Annotated in this window: 13 protein-coding genes; 1 reads left to right on the top strand and 12 read right to left on the bottom strand. The window is 70.3% G+C overall.

Annotated elements, in window-relative coordinates; translation table 11 throughout:
• From Q8X39_RS05970 to ppsA, 3 genes are all read right to left on the bottom strand, one after another.
• Window positions 1–2,154, bottom strand: coding sequence for a VC_2705 family sodium/solute symporter (locus tag Q8X39_RS05970; RefSeq protein ID WP_305748719.1), 2,154 nt, complete (start codon window positions 2,152–2,154; stop codon window positions 1–3).
• Between the two features lie 4 nt (window positions 2,155–2,158).
• On the bottom strand, window positions 2,159–2,524 hold the full coding sequence (locus Q8X39_RS05965; RefSeq protein ID WP_305748718.1) for a DUF4212 domain-containing protein: 366 nt from the start codon (window positions 2,522–2,524) through the stop codon (window positions 2,159–2,161).
• A 144-nt stretch (window positions 2,525–2,668) separates the two neighbouring features.
• Entirely contained in the window at window positions 2,669–5,083 is a 2,415-nt protein-coding gene (gene ppsA / locus Q8X39_RS05960) for a phosphoenolpyruvate synthase (protein WP_305748717.1), read from the bottom strand.
• A gap of 247 nt (window positions 5,084–5,330) precedes the next feature.
• Here ppsA and ppsR point away from each other — a divergent pair, with 247 nt between their 5' ends.
• Window positions 5,331–6,152, top strand: a complete 822-nt coding sequence (gene ppsR, locus Q8X39_RS05955; protein WP_305748716.1) for a posphoenolpyruvate synthetase regulatory kinase/phosphorylase PpsR — start codon at window positions 5,331–5,333, stop codon at window positions 6,150–6,152.
• Between the two features lie 21 nt (window positions 6,153–6,173).
• On the opposite strand, the gene Q8X39_RS05950 is transcribed toward ppsR, so the two are convergent.
• The 9 genes from Q8X39_RS05950 to bamA all read right to left on the bottom strand — a co-directional run bounded on the left by Q8X39_RS05950 (window position 6,174) and on the right by bamA (window position 18,472).
• Complete coding sequence (locus Q8X39_RS05950; protein WP_305748715.1) at window positions 6,174–10,493, bottom strand: DEAD/DEAH box helicase; 4,320 nt, start codon at window positions 10,491–10,493, stop codon at window positions 6,174–6,176.
• A complete protein-coding gene (locus Q8X39_RS05945) occupies window positions 10,490–11,305 on the bottom strand; it encodes a TrmH family RNA methyltransferase (RefSeq protein ID WP_305748714.1) in 816 nt (271 codons plus the stop codon). The genes Q8X39_RS05950 and Q8X39_RS05945 overlap by 4 nt, the downstream gene beginning before the upstream one ends.
• The gene (gene rnhB / locus Q8X39_RS05940) at window positions 11,302–11,994 is read right to left on the bottom strand and encodes a ribonuclease HII (protein WP_407067972.1); all 693 of its coding nucleotides are present in this window, start codon (window positions 11,992–11,994) and stop codon (window positions 11,302–11,304) included. Before rnhB ends, Q8X39_RS05945 begins: the two co-directional genes overlap by 4 nt.
• A complete protein-coding gene (gene lpxB / locus Q8X39_RS05935) occupies window positions 11,966–13,174 on the bottom strand; it encodes a lipid-A-disaccharide synthase (protein ID WP_305748712.1) in 1,209 nt (402 codons plus the stop codon). Before lpxB ends, rnhB begins: the two co-directional genes overlap by 29 nt.
• Window positions 13,175–13,236: 62 nt before the next feature.
• Window positions 13,237–14,025: an acyl-ACP--UDP-N-acetylglucosamine O-acyltransferase gene (gene lpxA / locus Q8X39_RS05930; protein WP_305748711.1), complete on the bottom strand. Its 789-nt coding sequence runs from the start codon at window positions 14,023–14,025 to the stop codon at window positions 13,237–13,239.
• Window positions 14,026–14,095: 70 nt separating this feature from the next.
• Window positions 14,096–14,590, bottom strand: a complete 495-nt coding sequence (fabZ, locus tag Q8X39_RS05925) for a 3-hydroxyacyl-ACP dehydratase FabZ (RefSeq protein WP_305748710.1) — start codon at window positions 14,588–14,590, stop codon at window positions 14,096–14,098.
• The gene (gene lpxD / locus Q8X39_RS05920; protein WP_305748782.1) at window positions 14,587–15,606 is read right to left on the bottom strand and encodes a UDP-3-O-(3-hydroxymyristoyl)glucosamine N-acyltransferase; all 1,020 of its coding nucleotides are present in this window, start codon (window positions 15,604–15,606) and stop codon (window positions 14,587–14,589) included. The genes fabZ and lpxD overlap by 4 nt, the downstream gene beginning before the upstream one ends.
• A 32-nt stretch (window positions 15,607–15,638) precedes the next feature.
• On the bottom strand, window positions 15,639–16,160 hold the full coding sequence (locus Q8X39_RS05915) for an OmpH/Skp family outer membrane protein (RefSeq protein WP_305748709.1): 522 nt from the start codon (window positions 16,158–16,160) through the stop codon (window positions 15,639–15,641).
• Window positions 16,160–18,472: an outer membrane protein assembly factor BamA gene (bamA, locus tag Q8X39_RS05910; protein WP_305748708.1), complete on the bottom strand. Its 2,313-nt coding sequence runs from the start codon at window positions 18,470–18,472 to the stop codon at window positions 16,160–16,162. The genes Q8X39_RS05915 and bamA overlap by 1 nt, the downstream gene beginning before the upstream one ends.
• Window positions 18,473–18,499: the final 27 nt, after the last annotated feature.

Here is an 18,499-nt window from a genome sequence, read left to right as displayed (position 1 = left end):
TCAGTCGGACTCGGAATCGGGGTTGCGAGCACGTTCGACCAGTGCCAGCTGCTGTGCGCCGGGCGGCGCGGTCAGCAGGCTGCCGACGAACAGCACCAGCGCGCCGACCGGCACCGCGAAGACGCCGGCAGCGACCGCATCGACGTCCAGCAGGCGTGCCTGTTCCAGTGGCAGCGTGACGCCGAAGAAGCTGCGCAGCAGGGGGTGGGCGACCACCATGTAGGCCACGCAGGTGCCCAGTCCGGCCAGCATGCCCAGCGTCGCGCCGATGCGGTTGGCCCGCCCCCAGAAGATGCCGAAGACCAGCGCCGGGAAGAAGGCGGACGCCGCCAGCGAAAAGGCCGCCGTGACGAACTGCAGGATGTCGGTCAGCCGCATCGAGGCAATGAAGGCCGCCAGCAGCGCGATCACCAGCACGAGGAACTTCGACAGCATCACGCGCCGCATTGCCGGCGCGCGCGGGTTGACCAGGCCGAAGTAGAGGTCATGCGAGAGCGCGTTCGAGATCGTCAGCAGCAGCCCGTCGGCGGTCGACAACGCGGCGGCCAGCCCGCCGGCAGCGACCAGGTAGGTGACCACCAGCGGCAGCCCGCCGATCTCCGGGGCGGCCAGCACGATGACGTCGCCGGCCAGCTTGAGTTCGGCCAGTTGCAGCAGGCCGTCGCCGTTGATGTCCTCGACCGAGACCAGCGACGAGTCGAGCTTGGACCAGCGCCGGATCCAGCCCGGCAGCTGGTCGAAGGGCGTGCCGACGAGGTTGGTGAAGACCTCGTACTTGACCATCACCGCCAGCGCCGGCGCGGCCAGGTAGAGCAGCGCAATGAAGAACAGCGACCAGCCGACCGACTTGCGCGCCTCGGTCGCAGACGGCGTCGTGTAGTAGCGCGTCAGCACATGGGGCATCGCGGCGGTGCCGAGCATGAGGCACAGCACCAGGGCCAGGAAGTTGCGCTGCGCGGCGTGGTTGGCAGGTGGCGGAGGGGTCGGCGCATCGGCTGCGCCGGTGGCCGGCGTCGCCGACGCGCGCGACGGGTAGGCCTGGGCCTGGCGCGGCATGCCGCCGAGCGGCCGGGCGCGCTCCTCGGACAGTTCGGCCTCGCGGCGGTAGCGGACCTCGGCCTCTTCGACGGTGCGCGGGCGGTCCAGGTAGCGGCGCTCGGCCTGCTGGATACGGGCCAGCGGCGCATCGGCGGCCTGCAGCGCACGCACGTGGGCCGACAGCGTCTCGGCGTCATCGACCATGGCCTGCGGCACGTCGGCCAGCTTGCGGCGGGCGTCCTCGGCCCTCACCGCGAACTGGTGGCGCACCAGCGCCTCGCGCGGGTCGTCCAGCAGCTTCTGCTCTCGCAGACCGACCTGCTCGAGCTGACGGCCATAGGAGAACAGCGGGAAGGGGCTGCCGGTCTGGTTGATCGAGAGCCAGAACACCGGCGTCAGGTAGGCCACGATCAGCACGATGTACTGCGCCACCTGGGTCCAGGTGACGGCGCGCATGCCGCCGAGGAAGGAGCAGACCAGCACGCCGCCCAGGCCGACGAAGATGCCGATCTCGAAGCTGAAGCCCGTCAGGTGCGAGGTGATCAGGCCGACGCCGTAGATCTGCACCACGACGTAGACGAAGGACACCACCACCACCGCCATCACGCCGACCACGCGCGGCAACACGCCACCGTAGCGTGCGCCGAGGAACTCGGGCACGGTGAAGAAGCCGAGCCGGCGCATGTAGGGCGCCAGCAGCAGCGCCACCAGGCAGTAGCCGCCGGTCCAGCCGAGGATGTAGGCCAATCCGGCGAAACCCTGCAGGTAGAGCACCCCGGCGGTGCCGATGAAGGACGCCGCCGACATCCAGTCGGCCGCCGTCGCCATGCCGTTGTAGATCGCCGGCACACGTCGACCGGCAACGTAGTACTCGGCCTCGTCGGTCGTGCGCGACATCAGCCCGATCGCCGCGTAGACCGCCACGGTGCCGATCAGGAAGGTGCCGCCGATCCAGGTTCGCGGCCAGCCCATGCGCTCCAGCGTCGCCATCAGCGCGATGAAGCACAGCAGCCCCAGCGTGTACCAGGCATAGCGCCGGTGCAGCACCTGCGTGAAGACGCGGGTGGCCTCGGTGGGACGCGAAATCCGGTCGGGTCGACCGTGGCCGCTGGCCATCGGCTCAGGACGGGGCAGACGTCGAGGCAGGCCTCGCACGGTCGCGATGCTGCTGCTCCAGCCGTACTTCCAGGCGATCCATCACCCAGCCATGGACCACGATGATGACCAGGTAGGCCACGATCGCGCCCTGCGCCGCCAGCCAGAAGCCGGCCGGCGCGCCCGCCACGGTCCACTGGTTGAAGCTGCCGGCGAACCAGCTGACCACACAGGTCACGAACAGCCAGGTGGCCAGGCCGAGCCAGGTCCAGCGCACGACGCCGCGCCAGTAGTGCCGCTGGTCGCGGCGGGCCTGTGCATGCTCGCGGACCGCCTCCTGGCGGCCGGACTCGGCACGCCCGGCAAGGGGATCGGGAAGGTCATGCTGCATGTGCGTCATTTTGCGGGCCGCAGCGGGCACTCACCATCGGGGTGTCACCCAGTTTCAGGCGCGGCACACACCCGGAAACGAACAGGGCCGGACCCCGCGAGAGGCCCGGCCCCGAGGCCGTGCACGTCGTGGCCGACGCCGCGATCAGCGCTGGCCGGCGATGCGCTGCCAGGTCTCGATGACCGAATCCGGGTTCAGCGAGATCGACACGATGCCTTCCTGCGCCAGCCAGTCGGCGAAGTCCGGGTGATCGCTGGGGCCCTGGCCACAGATGCCGATGTACTTGCCATGCGCGCGGCAGGCCGCGATGGCACGCGAGATCAGGGCCTTGACGGCCGGATCACGCTCGTCGAAGTCGGCGGCGAGCAGTTCCATGCCGGAGTCACGGTCCAGGCCCAGCGTCAGCTGCGTCAGGTCGTTCGAGCCGATCGACATGCCGTCGAAGAACTCGAGGTACTGGTCGGCCAGGATCGCGTTGCTCGGGATCTCGCACATCATGATCACGCGCAGTCCGTCCACGCCGCGCTTGAGGCCCTGGTCGGCCAGCATGTTCACCACGCGCTCGGCCTGCTTCAGGGTGCGCACGAAGGGCACCATGATCTCGACGTTGTTCAGGCCCATGTCGCGACGCACGCGGCGCAGCGCCTCGCATTCCATCGCGAAGGCTTCGCCGAAGGCCTCGCTGACGTAGCGCGCCGCACCGCGGAAGCCCAGCATCGGGTTTTCTTCCTCGGGCTCATAACGTGAGCCACCGATGAGCTTCTTGTACTCGTTGCTCTTGAAGTCCGACAGCCGCACGATCACCGGCTTGGGCCAGAACGCTGCCGCGATGGTGGCGATGCCCTCGGTCAGCTTGTCGACGTAGAAGGCACGCGGGCTGGCATGGCCACGGGCCACCGACTCGACCGCCTTCTTCAGGTCGGGGTCGATGTTCGGGTAGTCGAGGATCGCCTTCGGGTGCACGCCGATGTTGTTGTTGATGATGAATTCGAGCCGCGCCAGGCCGACGCCCGAGTTGGGCATCTGGGCGAAGTCGAAGGCGAGCTGCGGGTTGCCCACGTTCATCATCATCTTGACCGGCGAGTACGGCATCTCGCCGCTGTGCACCTCGCTGACCTCCATCTCGAGCAGGCCGTCGTAGATGAAGCCGGTGTCGCCTTCCGAGCAGGCCACCGTCACCAGCTGGCCGTCCTTGAGGATCTCGGTCGCGTCGCCGCAGCCGACCACCGCCGGGATGCCCAGCTCACGGGCGATGATGGCCGCGTGGCAGGTGCGGCCACCGCGGTTGGTGACGATGGCACTGGCGCGCTTCATCACCGGTTCCCAGTTCGGGTCGGTCATGTCGGTGACCAGCACGTCGCCGGGCTGGACGCGGTCCATCTCGGTGATCGAGTGGACCAGCCGGACCGGGCCGGTGCCGATCTTCTGGCCGATCGCGCGGCCTTCGGCCAGCACGGTCGAGCTGCCCTTGAGCTTGTAGCGGTGCTCGACCTGGCCGGCGGACTGGCTCTTCACCGTCTCCGGGCGGGCCTGCAGGATGTAGAGCTTGCCGTCGCCGCCGTCCTTGCCCCACTCGATGTCCATCGGGCGACCATAGTGCTGCTCGATGATCAGCGCGTAGCGGGCCAGCTCGATGACGTCCTCGTCGGCCAGCGAGTAGCGATTGCGCAGCTCGGGCGGCGTGTCGGTGGTCTTGACGAGCTTGCGGCCACCCGACGAGGTGGTCTCGGCCTGGTCGGCGGCGGTCGCGAACTCCATGCGGATCAGCTTGGAGCCGAGGTTGCGACGGATGACCGGGAACTTGCCGTTCTTCAGCGCCGGCTTGTGGACGTAGAACTCGTCGGGGTTGACGGCGCCCTGGACCACCGTCTCGCCCAGGCCGTAGCTGGAGGTGATGAAGACGACGTCCTGGAAGCCGCTCTCGGTGTCGATCGTGAACATCACGCCGGCCGCACCCAGGTCCGAGCGGACCATGCGCTGGATGCCGGCCGACAGCGCGACCTCATGGTGCGCGAAGCCCTTGTGGACGCGGTAGCTGATGGCCCGGTCGTTGTAGAGCGAGGCGAAGACTTCCTTGATCTTGTGCAGCACCTCGTCGATGCCGACGACGTTCAGGAAGGTCTCCTGCTGGCCGGCGAACGAGGCATCGGGCAGGTCCTCGGCGGTGGCGGAGGACCGCACCGCGAAGGACGCGCCGGGGTTGCCGGCGGTCAGCTTGGCGAACTCGGTGCGGATCGCGGCCTCGAGGTCGGCCGGGAACGGCGCGTCCTCGACCCAGCGACGGATCTCGGCACCGGCCTCGGCCAGCGCCCGGACGTCCTCGGTGTCGAGCGCGTCCAGACGCGCGTTGATGCGCGCGGTCAGGCCACCGGCGTCGAGAAAGTCGCGGAAGGCTGCGGCGGTCGTGGCGAAGCCACCGGGAACCCGCACACCCGAGGCCGCGAGCTGGCTGATCATTTCGCCGAGCGAGGCGTTCTTGCCGCCTACGGTCTCGACGTCGGTCATCCTCAGCTGCTCGAACGGAACGACCAGGGCGGTCGCCAGATGGGTGGAAGACATGGGAAAGCTCCGTGAAGTAAGAAACCGGGAGCCCTGGGCGGCGCGCTCGCGGCGACCCGGCCACAGCACGCTTGTGGCTGTTCTTCTTGGCGTGGCGGGGTGGCGGGGTGCATGTTTCGAGGCGCTGGCGTCGGGCGAATTGCGGCGGATTCTAAGGGTCGGGCCCCTATCATGTAACGCCCTTGTTCCTCGTTTGCGGGAACCTTTTTCGACACGAACGCACGCCGGCGGGACGCCGATCACCACCATGCCCAACCGCACCGTCTTCTTCGTCTCCGATGGCACCGGCATCACCGCCGAGACCTTCGGCAACTCGATCCTGGCGCAGTTTTCCTCGCGCCACCGGCATGTGCGCCGCCCCTTCATCGACACCGCCGAGAAGGCCGACCAGGTGATCGCCGAGATCAACGGCACGGCGGTGGTCGAGGGCAAGCGGCCGATCGTCTTCATCACGCTGGTCAACGACACCGTGCGCGACCGCATCGCCAGCCGCTGCAACGCGCTGGTGATGGACATGTTCCGCACCTTCGTCGAGCCGATCGAGGCCGAGCTGGGCATCAAGAGCAACCACCGCGTGGGCCGCTTCTCGGACGTCGCCAAGAGCCAGGAGTACCACGACCGGATCGAGGCGATCAACTTCTCGCTCGCCCACGACGATGGCCAGTCCTCGCGCAACCTCGCCGAGGCCGACGTGATCCTGGTCGGCGTCAGCCGCTGCGGCAAGACGCCGACCTCGCTGTACCTGGCGATGCAGCACGGCATCAAGGCGGCCAACTACCCGCTGATCCCGGACGACTTCGAGCGCGACGCGCTGCCGTCGAGCCTGCTGCCCTACAAGCGCAAGTGCTTCGGCCTGACCATCGACGCCGACCGCCTGAGCCAGATCCGCAACGAGCGACGCCCCGGCAGCAAGTACGCCGCGCTGGCCAACTGCCGCTACGAGATCAACGAGGCCGAGCGCCTGATGAAGCGTGAAGGCATCCACTGGCTGTCGTCGACGCACAAGTCGATCGAGGAGATCGCGACGACCATCCTCAGCGACATCCGCCCGGACCGCCTCATCTACTGACCAGCCCGAGGCGACGCCGGCTCAGCCCTCGCCGAGCGGCGAGGCCCGCATCAGCGCGACCAGCTCGTCGACCTTGAACGGTGCGCCGTGCGCTGCCTCGGCCTGGGCGGCCCGCTCGGCCTCGTCGGGCGCGGCCAGCACGCTGTCGGCCAGTTCGCGCTTGCGCTCGTGCAGCGCGACGATGGTTTCCTCCAGCGTGCCGCCGTTGACCAGCCGGTAGACCGTCACCGGCCGCTGCTGGCCGATGCGGTGGGCGCGGCCACTGGCCTGGTCCTCGGCAGCCGGGTTCCACCACGGGTCGGCGATCACGACGTAGTCGGCCACCGTCAGGTTCAGGCCGAAGCCGCCGGCCTTCAGGCTGATCAGGAACAGGCTGCCCTCACCGGCCTGGAAGGCCGCCACACGGCGGCTGCGTTCGGGTGCCGGCGTGCTGCCGTCGAGGTACTGGTAGGCGATGCCGGCCTCGTCCAGCGGCTCGCGCAGCAGGGCCAGGAAGTCGACGAACTGGCTGAAGACCAGCGCCTTGTGGCCGTTGGCCACCAGCTCGCGCGCCAGCTCGCCAAAGGCCTGCACCTTGGCGCCGGGCTGACGCAGGTCGGGCGTGACCAGGCGCGGGTCGCAGGCGGCGCGGCGCAGCCGCGTCAGCTGGGCCAGGATGTTGAGGTGGGCCTGCCCGGTGGTCGCGCCGCGCAGCGCCTCCTGGGCTTCCTGCAGGGCCTGGCGGCGCAGGGCCTCGTAGTGCGCCAGCTCGGACTCGTTGCCCTGCACGCGCAGCACCCGCTCGGTGCGCGGCGGCAGGTCGTCGAGCACCTCGGACTTGGTCCGGCGCAGCACGAAGGGCTGGATCAGCCGCCGCAGCGTGCGCTGCGCGCCGCGCTGTCGGTCGCGCTCGATCGGCACCGCGAAACGGGCGTTGAACTGGGCCGGCGTGCCCAGCAGGCCCGGGTTGCAGACCCGCATGATCGACCACAGCTCGGCCAGCCGGTTCTCGATCGGCGTGCCCGACAGCGCCAGCCGGAAGTCGGCCGACAGCTCGAAGGCGGCCTGGGTGCGCTTGGCCGCCGCGTTCTTGATCGCCTGCGCCTCGTCGAGCACCAGGGTGTGCCAGCGCCGCGCCGCGAAGGCTTCGGCATGCAGGAACTGCAGCTGGTAACTGATCAGCACGACGTCGCCGCTGCCCGCCTCGGCCAGCACGGCCTCGCGGTCGTCCTCGGCAAAGATGCGCACGTTCAGCGACGGCGCGAAGCGGCGCAGCTCGGCCGCCCAGTTGCCGATCAGCGAGGTGGGCGCCAGCACCAGCGCCGCGCCGGCGGTCGCACGCGAGAGCAGCACGGCGATGGCCTGCAGCGTCTTGCCCAGGCCCATGTCGTCGGCCAGCACCGCGCCCAGCCCGGCCTCGGCCAGCCGCATGGCCCATTGATAGCCTTCGAGCTGATAGGGCCGCAGCTCGGCCTGCAGCGTGGCCGGCAGAGCCGGGTCCCAGTGGCGGGCCCGCAGCAGGGTCTCCAGGCGGTCCTGGAAGCCGGCGTCGGTCTTCAGTGCCGCCTCGTCCAGCGCGGCGGCCAGCCAGCCGGCGGCGACGGCCGGCAGCCGCAGCCCGCCGGTCGTGCTGCGTGGCAGCGGCTCGGCCACGGCGGCCAGGTCGTCGATGCGGCTGCGCAGCGCCTCGGTCAGCGCGAGGTAGCGGCCGTCGCCGAGCGGCATGAACCGGCTGCGCGTGGTCGCGGCCCAGTCCAGCAGCCGGCCCAGGCTGGCGACCAGCTGCTCGTCGACCTCGATGCCGCCTTGCAGCGCCAGCCATTCCTGGCCCGACTGGACCTGCACGCTGAACTGGCCCAGGCCGATGCGGTCGACCTGCAGCGCCTTGCCCTGCGGCCAGTCCAGCGCGGCCACCGCGTTGAGCGTGTGCAGGCGCTCGACCAGCGCCAGCGCCGCCTCGGCATCGTCGACGCTCCACAGCGCCGGCACGACCTGGCCCTCGCTGCGCGCCACCGGCAGCGGCGCCAGCATCGGGCAGGCGTCGATGACGGTCTCGAGATGGCTGCGCTCGGCCGCCAGGTCACGCTGTGCGCCCAGGGTCTCGCCGCCGATCGCGGCGATCAGGCGCTGGCGGCCGCTGCCGGGTGTCAGGCGCGGGCCCTCCGGGCCGAGCGGCGCAACGACCAGGCGCAAGCGCACGCCCGCGCCTTCCGGACTCAGCTCGGCGCGCAGCCGGCTGTCGGTCGGCAGCTCGCGGCTGGCGGCGACCTCGTCGGCATGGATCTGGAAATGTGCGCCCAGGCCCTTGAGCACGCCCTGCAGCTGCGTGGCCGCATGGCGCGGCACCGTCAGGCCCAGGCCGATCAGCTGGGCCGCGCGCTGCTGGGCTGGCGTGTAGCGCACCAGGCGAGCGCGCTGCGGCTCGTCGCGCAGCACGGTCAGCGTCAGCAGGGCCTGGGCCTCCTTCTGCGTGGCCGCGCCGGACCAGCGCACCAGGCCGGCCAGCGGATCGTGCGGCACGCTGCGCAGCGGTGGCTGCAGGCGCACCAGCAGGTCCTCGCCGTGCTCGATCACCTCCAGCTCGGGGCTGGACTCGACCAGCTGCACGGCGCGCTCGGGCGCGTCGTCGAAGTCGACGTGCGGATGGCCGGGCAGCGCCAGCAAGGCCACCGCGCGGTCGAGCTGGACGTCGCGCGCAGCCACGCCCTTGCGGATCGCGCGCACCACCGCCGCATCGTGCGGCAACAGGTTCTGGGCCTGCACCAGGCGCACCAGCGGCACCTCGCGCGACTTGCCCCAGCCGCGCGGGCCGAGCTTCTGCTCGAAGGGCGCGACCGCCTGCAGGGCGCCCTCGTCGTCGACGCTCAGTCGCCACCACAGCCGGGTTTCGCTGGGCGCGGCCGTGACCTGGCCTTCCTGCTCGGACGAGCTGCCGGCCAGCGCGGCCAGGGCGGCCAGCGCGACCTGCCAGCCGTCCTGCGGCGCGGGCACGAAGTAGCCGGCCGGGACGTCGCCATGGCGCAGCACCGCCAGCGCGCCGTCGAGCTGCGCCGCCGGCCGCGTCAGGCCGGCCGACAGCAGGCGTTCGCGCAGCGCGTCGGCGCTGGCCCATTCGGCCGGCGTCGGTTGCAGCGCGACCTGCTCCGCATCGCCGCGTTCATGCAGCCAGGCGCGCATCAGCCAGGCCCACCAGTCGTTGGGCACGACCGCGCCGGGGCGGCCCTGGATGCGCAGCGGACGCAGGTCGCGCGGCAGGTCACCCAGCCGCATCTGCAAGGCCAGCGCCATCAGGCCCCAGGGCGTCTGCGGATCGGCGCTGCGGCCTGTGCCTTCGGCCTGGCAGAACTTCAGGGCCGACTGCAGCCGAGCCGCGCCACCCTGCGCGGTGTGCTGGGCCATCTGGGCCTGGACCAGGAAGGTCGCCAGCAGCGGTTGCAGCAGCCCCTTGCGCTGCTGGGTCAGCTTGCGCAGGGCCGCATGGTGGCTGGTGAACAGCGACTCGGCCTGCGCGAACTCGCCGCGCGCGCTGTGGTCGACCGCCCGCAGCAGTGCGGCGCGGTGCGCCAGACCGGGCGCGAGCGCGGCCAGCGGCGCGAGCAGGCGCTGCGCCTCGTCAGCCCGGCCGGCCAGCGTCAGGTGCTCGGCGCAGAGCGTGCGCAAAGTCCGCACGACCGGCTCGACGGCCTCGGGCCAGACCTGGCCCTCCTGCGCGGCCAGCCAATCCAGCGCGGCCTGCGGCAGGTTCAGGCGCGGCGGAACGATCCAGCGGTTGAGCGCATCGGCCAGCGCCTGCGCCAGCACCTGGGCCTGGATCTGCGGATGCAGGCGCGGCAGGGTGTCGGCATCGGCGACATCGAGCACGGCGCGCTCGAAGACGCTGTCCCAGTCGACGGTCCAGCCGCAGGCGTTGCGCAGGTGCGTGAGCTGGCCCGGATCGGCGCCGCCGTAGAGCTGCAGCCGCGTCACCGACACGGCCATGTCCATGTGGCGGAAGGTGCCGACCGCGACATGGCCGTTGACCCGGTCGATGCCTTCCTGCAGGCAGAGCAGCCGCATCAGCGCCTCGGGGTCGTGGGCGGCGCGCAGGTCGGCATCGGCCTCGGCCCAGCGCTCCGGCGCGATGCACCAGTAGCCCGGCCGATGGTCGGACGGCAGCAGCCAGCCGGCCTCGGTCAGCGCGTCGAAGGCGGCCTTGAGCTGGTCCTGGGTCAGGCGCTCGATGCCGTCGTCGCGTGCGCCCAGCGCCGCCGCGAGCCGGCCGACCACGCCGGTGACCCAGCTGCGCGCGCGCATCGTCGCGCCCAGCGCGAGCGCATGCAGGACCGCGCGTTCGATCGCGCCGAGCCGCCGGGCCTGGCTCACGGCGTGAGCCTCTGGCGGGCCGACTCGTAAAGGCAGATCGCACCGGCGGCGGCGACGTTGAGCGACTCCTCGCCGCCGGGCTGCGGGATGGTCAGCGTCAGCGCGCAGCGCGCCAGCAGCTCGTCGGCGACGCCCTGGCCTTCATGGCCCAGCACCCAGGCGCAAGGCCACGGCAGGCGGGTCGCGTGCAGCGACTGCGCCGCATGCGAGCTGGTCGCCAGCAGCGGCACGCCGAGCCCGTCGAGCACATCGGCCTCGACGCCTTCGACCAGGTGCAGCGCGAAATGCGCGCCCATCGCCGAACGCAGCACCTTGGGCGACCACAGCGCGGCGCAGCCCTTGAGCGCGACGACCTGCGGCACGCCCAGCGCAGCCGCACTGCGCAGCAGCGTGCCGACGTTGCCGGGGTCCTGCAGCCGGTCCAGCACCAGCGTGGCCACGCCCGCGCGCGGCGGGGCCGGCACGTCCGGCAGATCCATCAGCAGGCCGAAGGGGCCGGGCGTGCCCAGCGAGCTGACCTCGCCCAGCAGCGCATCGGCCAGCACGGCCACCTCGGGCGCGGCCAGCGCCAGCTCGCGCCAGCGCGGTTGCAGCCAGGCGCTGGCACCGACCACGGCCAGCGACGGCACGCCGCCGCGTGCGGCCAGCGCCCTGGCAAGGTGGTCGCCTTCAAGCCAGACCCGGCCGAGCTTGCGGTAGGCGCCCGGATCGGAGACCAGCCGGCGCAGGTCCTTGAGCAGCGGGTGGGTGCGCGAGCTGATCTCTCGGACCCGGGGCGACGGGGCGCCTGGGCGTTCGATGTCGTCGGTCATCGTGAATCCTCGTGCAAGCTGCCCTTCAAGCCGCCGTGCCCGCCGTGGCGCAACCCGCACGCCGCCTCGGCCTCGCGCACCGGCGCAAAGCTGCGGCGGTGTTCCGGGCACGGGCCATGCGCCTGCAGGGCCGCCTGGTGGGCCGCCGTCGGGTAGCCCTTGTGGACCGCGAAGCCGTAGGCCGGGTAGCGCGCATCCAGGTCCACGCAGAGCCGGTCGCGGTGGACCTTGGCCAGGATGGACGCCGCGCTGATGGCCGCCACCTTGGCGTCGCCTTGCACGATCGCCTCGGCCGGGATGCGCAGCACCGGCACGCGGTTGCCGTCGACCAGCACCTTGGCCGGCTTCAGCCGCAGGCCTTCGACGGCGCGGCGCATCGCCAGCAGGGTCGCCTGCAGGATGTTGAGGCGGTCGATCTCCTCGACGCTGGCCTCGGCGATGCAGCAGGCCAGCGACCGGGCCCGGATCTCGTCGAACAGCCGTTCGCGCCGCCGTGCGGTCAGCTTCTTGGAGTCGGCCAGGCCGGCGATGGGCTGCAGCTCGTCGAGGATCACCGCCGCGGCCACGACCGGCCCGGCCAGCGGGCCACGGCCGGCCTCGTCGACGCCGGCGATCAGGCCCGGGCGGTCGAACACGAGCGGGATCTGCACCGGCATCGCGCTAGCGGCCGAGGACTTGCGCGATCGCATCGGCGGCACGCCGCGCGGTGTCCTGGCGCAGCGTCTGGTGGAGTTCGGCGAAGCGCGCCGACAGGCGGGCGCAGGCGGCCGGGTCATCGAGCCAGCGCAGCGCGGCGGCGGCGATGGCCTCGGGCGTGGCGGCGTCCTGCAGCAGCTCGGGCACGGCGAAGGTCTCGGCACCCTCGCCCAGCCTGACCTGGCGCAACGGACCGGGCGCGGTCGCCGCGTCCATGCGCAGCAGGATGTTGGGCAGGCCGACACAAGGCTGGTAGGACATGCGCTTCATCAGCTGCCAGCTCAGGCCGCTGAGGCGGTAGACGATCACCATCGGACGCTTGAACAGCGCGGCTTCCAGCGTCGCGGTGCCACTGGCGATCAGCGTCAGGTCGCAGGCGGCCAGCGCGGTGTGCGACTGGCCGTCGATCAGCTGCAGCGGCAGGTCGGGCGCATGTTCGGCCAGCAACGGCTCGATCAGCCCGCGCAGCCCCGGCGCGACCGGCAGCACGAAGCGCAGCTCGGGCCGGCGCCGTGCCAGCCGCGCGGCGGCCTGCAGCAGCGGCGCGGCGATGTGGCGGATCTCGCCGCGCCGGCTGCCCGGCAACAGCGCGACCAGCGGCACCGCCTCGTCGAGGCCCAGCGCAGCGCGGGCCTGGGCACGCGGCACGTCCAGCGGGATGTGGTCGGCCAGCGGATGGCCGACATAGGTCGCGGCGATGCCGGCCTGGGCGTAGATCGCCGGCTCGAACGGGAACAGGCACAGCACGCGGTCGGCCGAGCGGCGGATCTTCTCGATCCGGCCGCCACGCCAGGCCCAGATCGACGGACTGACGAAGTGGACCGTGCGGATGCCGGCGCTCTTCAGGCGCTCTTCGAGGCCGAGGTTGAAGTCGGGCGCGTCGACGCCGATGAAGGCTTCCGGCCGCTCGGCCAGCAGCCGGTCACCCAGCTGGCGGCGGATGGCGGCGATCTCGCGGTAGTGGCGCAGCGCGTCGACGTAGCCGAACACGGCCAGCTTGTCCTGCGGCCACCAGCTCTCGAAGCCGCCGGCGATCATGCGCGGCCCGCCGATGCCCTGCGCGACCAGCTGCGGCCAGCGCGCGCGCAGCCCGCCCAGCAGCAGGCCGGCGAGCAGGTCTCCGGAGGTTTCGCCAGCCACCAGGGCAAGGCGCGGATCGGCAGCGTTCGACATGGTGGCGGTGCTCGCAGGAACGGGGACCGCCGACCGGTCCGCAGGCGGCGACGGCGGCAGGCTCAGCGGACGATGCCGCGCTGCGCCTGGTCGAGGAAGGTCAGCATCATGTCGAGGTCGGCATCGCCGCCTTCGACGCTGCCCCGCAGCTCGACCAGCTCGGCCCGCGCGGTTTCCAGCGTCAGGCCCTTGCGGTAGAGGATGCGGTGCATCTGCTTGAGCTGGGCCAGGCGCTCGGCGCTGAAGCCGCGGCGGCGCGGGCCTTCGAGGTGCGCGCTCTGCGCCTCGGCCGGGTTGCCGGCCGCGACCATGAAGGGCGGCAGGTCCTGCGACAACCGGGTCTGGAAGCCGACCATGGCGAAGTCGCCGATGCGCACGAACTGGTGCACGCCGGTGATGCCACCGATCAGCGTGGCGTTGCCGACCTCGACATGGCCGGCGAACTGGACCGCGTTGGCGATGACGTTGTCGTCGCCGATGCGGCAGTCGTGCGCGACGTGCACATAGGCCATCACCCAGTTGCGATGACCGACCTGGGTCAGCCCGCCGGCACCGACGACGCCAAGGTTGAAGGTGCAGAACTCGCGGATGGTGTTGCCGTCGCCGATGCGCAGCTCGGTCGGCTCGCCGGCGTACTTCTTGTCCTGCGGCACGGCGCCGAGCGAGCAGAACTGGAAGACGCGGTTGTCACGGCCCAGGGTCGTGTGGCCCTCGATCACGCAGTGCGGACCGATGGTGGTGCCTTCGCCGACGACCACGTGCGGGCCGATGATCGTGTAGGGGCCGACGCTGACGGACTCGTGCAGTCGGGCGCCTGGATCGACGATCGCGGTGGGGTGGATCTGCGCCATGGCGGGTGCGGGCTGAGGAACGGGAACGGGAGCGGGAGCTGGAATGGGGACGGGACGGTTCAGCGCGCGCTCACGAGATGCGGCGCATCGTGCACATCAGCTCGGCCTCGGTGCAGGTCTCGCCGTCGACCGAGGCGCGGGTCTTGTACTTGTAGATGCCGGCCTTGTGGCGCTCGATGGTCGATTCCAGGATCAGCTGGTCGCCCGGCTCGACCGGACGCTTGAAGCGCACGCCATCGATGCCCACGAAGTAGACAACCGAGTCGTCGCCCGGATCCTCGTCCATCGACGCGAAGGACAGCAGCGCCGAGGCCTGCGCCAGCGCTTCCAGGATCAGCACGCCCGGCATCACCGGACGGTGCGGGAAGTGGCCGGTGAAGAAAGGCTCGTTGATCGTGACGTTCTTGATCGCCTTGATCCAGGTGTTCTTCTTCATGTCGACCACGCGGTCGACCAGCAGGAAGGGATAGCGGTGCGGCAGCTTCTTGACGATCTGATGGATGTCCATCGTGGTCGGGAAGGCGGCCTCGGGCGTCTGGGCGTCGTTCGTGGAGGTCGTGTTCATGGTGTGTCGATCTTCTTTTCGAGGCCACGCAGGCGATCGCGCAGCGTATGGAGTTGACGCAAGGTGGCGGCGTTCTTTTCCCACGACGCGTTGTCGTCGATCGGGAAGACGCCGCTGTACTGGCCCGGCCGGGTGATCGAGCGCATCACCACGCTGGCCGCCGAGATGTGCACACCGTCGGCCAGTTCAAGGTGGCCCAGCACGATCGCGCCGCCACCGACGGTGCAGCCGCGGCCGATCTTCGCGCTGCCGGCGATGCCCACGCAACCGGCCATGGCGCTGTGCTCGCCGATGTGGACGTTGTGGCCGACCTGGATCAGGTTGTCGAGCTTGACGCCGTTGCCGATCACCGTGTCGCCGAGTGCACCGCGGTCGATGCAGGTGTTCGCGCCGATCTCGACGTCATCGCCGATGTGCACGCCGCCGAGCTGCTCGATCTTGTCCCAGCGGCCCTGGTGCGGCGCGAAGCCGAAGCCATCGGCTCCGACCACCACGCCGCCATGCACGATGCCGCGCGCGCCGATCGTGGTGCCGTGCATCAGCGTGACATGCGGTGCCAGCCGGGTGTGCGCGCCGACCACCACGCCGGCGCCGATGTAGGACTGCGCGCCGACCGTCGCGCCCGGCCCGATCACCGCGCCGGCCTCGATCACCGCCAGCGGACCGACGGTGACGCCGTCACCGAGCGTGACGCCCGCGCCGATCACGGCCGAGGCATGCACGCCGGTCGGCACGGCCGAACGCAGGCGGGCCGCCCACCACTGGGTCAGGCGGGCGTAGTGGTGATAGGGATCGGGCGTGACGATCGCTGCGCCGCGCTGGGCCGCCGCCTCGGCCAGCGCCGGGGCGACGATCACGCAGCCGGCGGCGGTGGACTCGATCTGCGCGCGGTAGCGCGGGTTGGCGATGAAGGTGATCGCGTGCGCATCGGCCTGGCCGATGGCGGCGATGCGGTGGATCACCAGAGCCGGGTCGCCCAGCAGTTCACCGCCCAGCGCCGCGTGGATTTCGTGCAGCGTGGTGGTGAAGGTCGGGGCGTGAGGCGTGTTCACTTGGCCGCGGGGGCCTGTGCGTTCAGGGCCTTGATCACCTTGTCGGTGATGTCGACGCGGGCGCTCGCATGAATCGCATCTTGAACAATAAGGTCGTACTTTTCTTGCTCAAAGATCTGCTTGATTGCTTTATTTGCACGCTCGATAACAGCAGTCAGCTCTTCGTTTTGGCGCTGAGTCACGTCTTCTTGGTACTCACGACGCTTTCGGCTGAGTTCACGTTCCTGATCAACAAGCTCGCGCTGTCGCCGATCTCGTTCAGACTCCGACAAGGTAGGTGCATCCTTGTTCAACTTATCGCCCGCAGTCTTAATGCGTGCCGCAAAGTCATCAAGATCCTTTTTTCGCTTTCCAAACTCAGTCTCGAGCTTGGCTAGCGCTGCCTTGGCCGGCACGGCGTCGCGCAGCACGCGATCGCTGCTGACGTAGCCGATCTTGAGTTCCTGGGCCCGCAGCATCGGGGCGGACAAGGTCAGCATGGCCGCAGTGGCCAGCATCAAGAGCGTGAGCTTCTTCATCAGAATGCGGTACCGATCTGGAACTGGAAGCGCTGGATTCTATCCGTACGGGCATAGCGCAAAGGCTGGCCCCAGGACAGCTTGAGCGGCCCCACCGGAGAGACCCAGGACAGGCCGACGCCGGCCGACATGCGGATCGGGTTCTCCTTCGAGTCACCGATCTTCTCGCCCTCGCGCCAGACATTGCCGGCGTCGGCATAGCCGAAGATGCGCAGCGTGCGGTCGTTGCCCACGCCCGGGAAGGGCACGTACAGCTCGGCATTGAGGTTCAGGCGCCGGTTGCCGCCGAGGTAGGCGCCGGTCACGTCGACCGCCCCCAGCGAGTTCTGGTCGAAGGCACGCACCGTGCCCAGGCCGCCGCCGTAGAAGTTCTTGAACACCGGGTAGCTGCGGCCGTTCAGGCCCTGGCCCCAGCCGAACTCGCCGTTCAGGCCCAGCGTGAAGCGCTTGTTGAGCGGGATGTACTGCTGGATCTGGTAGTTGTTGCGCACGTAGCGGGTGTCGCCGGCGACGCCCCACTCCACGTTCAGGCGCTGGTAGAGGCCGCGATTGGGCACCAGCGCGGAGTCGCGGCCGTCGCGCTGCCAGCCCAGCGTCAGCGGCACCGACGAACTGCTGTCGCCGAACTGGGCGCGCTGGCGGAAGTAGACCTCGGGCAGCGCGTTGGCCGCCTTGATCGTGGTGCGCTCGGCGCCGATGCCGAAGAAGACCGTGTCCAGCTCGGTGAAGGGCACGCCGAAGCGCACCGACGCACCCGGCGTGACCAGCTGGTAGTCCTCGCCCTGGCTGTTGAGCGGCCGGTTGGTGCGGTAGAAGACATCCAGCGTGCGCGAGATGCCGTCCTCGGTGAAGTAGGGGTTCACGTGCGTCAGCACCAGCGTGCGCGCGAGCTTGCCGGTGTTGAGCTCGACGCCCAGGTAGTTGCCGGTGCCGAAGACGTTGTCCTGCTTGACCGCGAAGTTGAACGACAGCTTCTCGGCGCTGGAGAAGGTCGCGCCCAGCAGCAGGCTGCCGGTGGCCTTCTCGGTCACGTTGAGCGTCAGGTCGACCTGGTCGGACGTGCCCGGCACCTCGCTGGTGTCGAACTCGACCTCGCTGAAGTAGCCCAGGCGGTCGACCCGGTCGCGCGAGAGCTGGATGCGTGCGCCGTCGTACCAGGCCGATTCGAGCTGGCGCAGCTCGCGCCGGATGACCTCGTCGCGGGTGCGCGAGTTGCCGGCCACGTTGATGCGGCGCACGTAGGCGCGTCGGCCCGGATCGGCGTTGAGCTGCACCTGCACGCGGCCGGTGTTGCGGTCGACCTGCGGCACCGTCTCGACCCGCGCGAAGGCGAAACCGAACAGGCCGAAGCGGTCGGTGAAGGCACGCTGGGTCTCGTTGACGGCCTCGGCGCGGTAGGGCTCGCCGGGCTTGATCGTGATGAGCGACTTGAACTCGTCGTCCTTGCCCAGGTAGTCGCCCGACAGCCGCACCGCCGTGACGGTGTACTGCTGGCCTTCGCGAATGTTGATGGTGATGGAGATCGACTGCTTGTCCGGCGAGATCGCCACCTGGGTCGACTCGACCACGAACTCGAGGTAGCCGCGGTTGAGGTACCAGGCCCGCAGCGTCTCCAGGTCGGCGTTGAGCTTGGCGCGCGAATAGCGGTCGCTCTTCGTGTACCAGGTCATCAGGCCACCGGCGGTCAGGTCCAGCTCGGACAGCAGCGTGCTCTCGGAGAAGTCCTTGCTGCCGGTGATGCGGATCTCGCCGATGCGGGCGATGCCGCCCTCGGTCACCGCGAAGCTCACGTTGACGCGGTTGCGCTCGATCGGGGTGATGGTGGTGACGACCTCGGCGCCGTAGTAGCTGCGGGTCAGGTACTGGCGCTTGAGCTCCTGCTCGGCGCGGTCGGCCAGGCCGCGGTCGAAGGGCTGGCCCTCGCCGATGCCGACGTCCTTCAGAGCCTTGACCAGCGTGTCGCGGTCGAACTCGCTGGTGCCGGTGAAGTCGACGCTGGCGATGATCGGGCGCTCCTCGATCACCACCACGACGACCTGGCCGGTGACCTCCAGGCGCACGTCCTTGAACAGGCCGGTGGCGAACAGCGCGCGCAGCGCGGCGGCGCCCTTGTCGTCGTTGTAGGTGTCGCCGACGCGGAAAGGCAGCGACGCGAACACGGTGCCGGCCTCGGTGCGCTGCAGGCCCTCGATGCGGATGTCCTGCAACACGAAGGGCGACACCGCCCAGGCCGGCAGGCCCAGGCCGAGCCAGCCGGCGGCGATGGCCGCGACCAGGCGGGAAGTGGAACGGAGGGGTGCAGGTGATGGCATGCGGATCAGGTCAGCGGGTCAGGTCAG

It is taken from the genome of Leptothrix discophora (assembly GCF_030705305.1).
Taxonomy (GTDB): Bacteria; Pseudomonadota; Gammaproteobacteria; order Burkholderiales; family Burkholderiaceae_C; genus Sphaerotilus; species Sphaerotilus discophorus.
The sequence above is the reverse complement of the archived record's forward strand: the minus strand, read 5'-3'. Positions and strand labels throughout refer to the sequence as shown.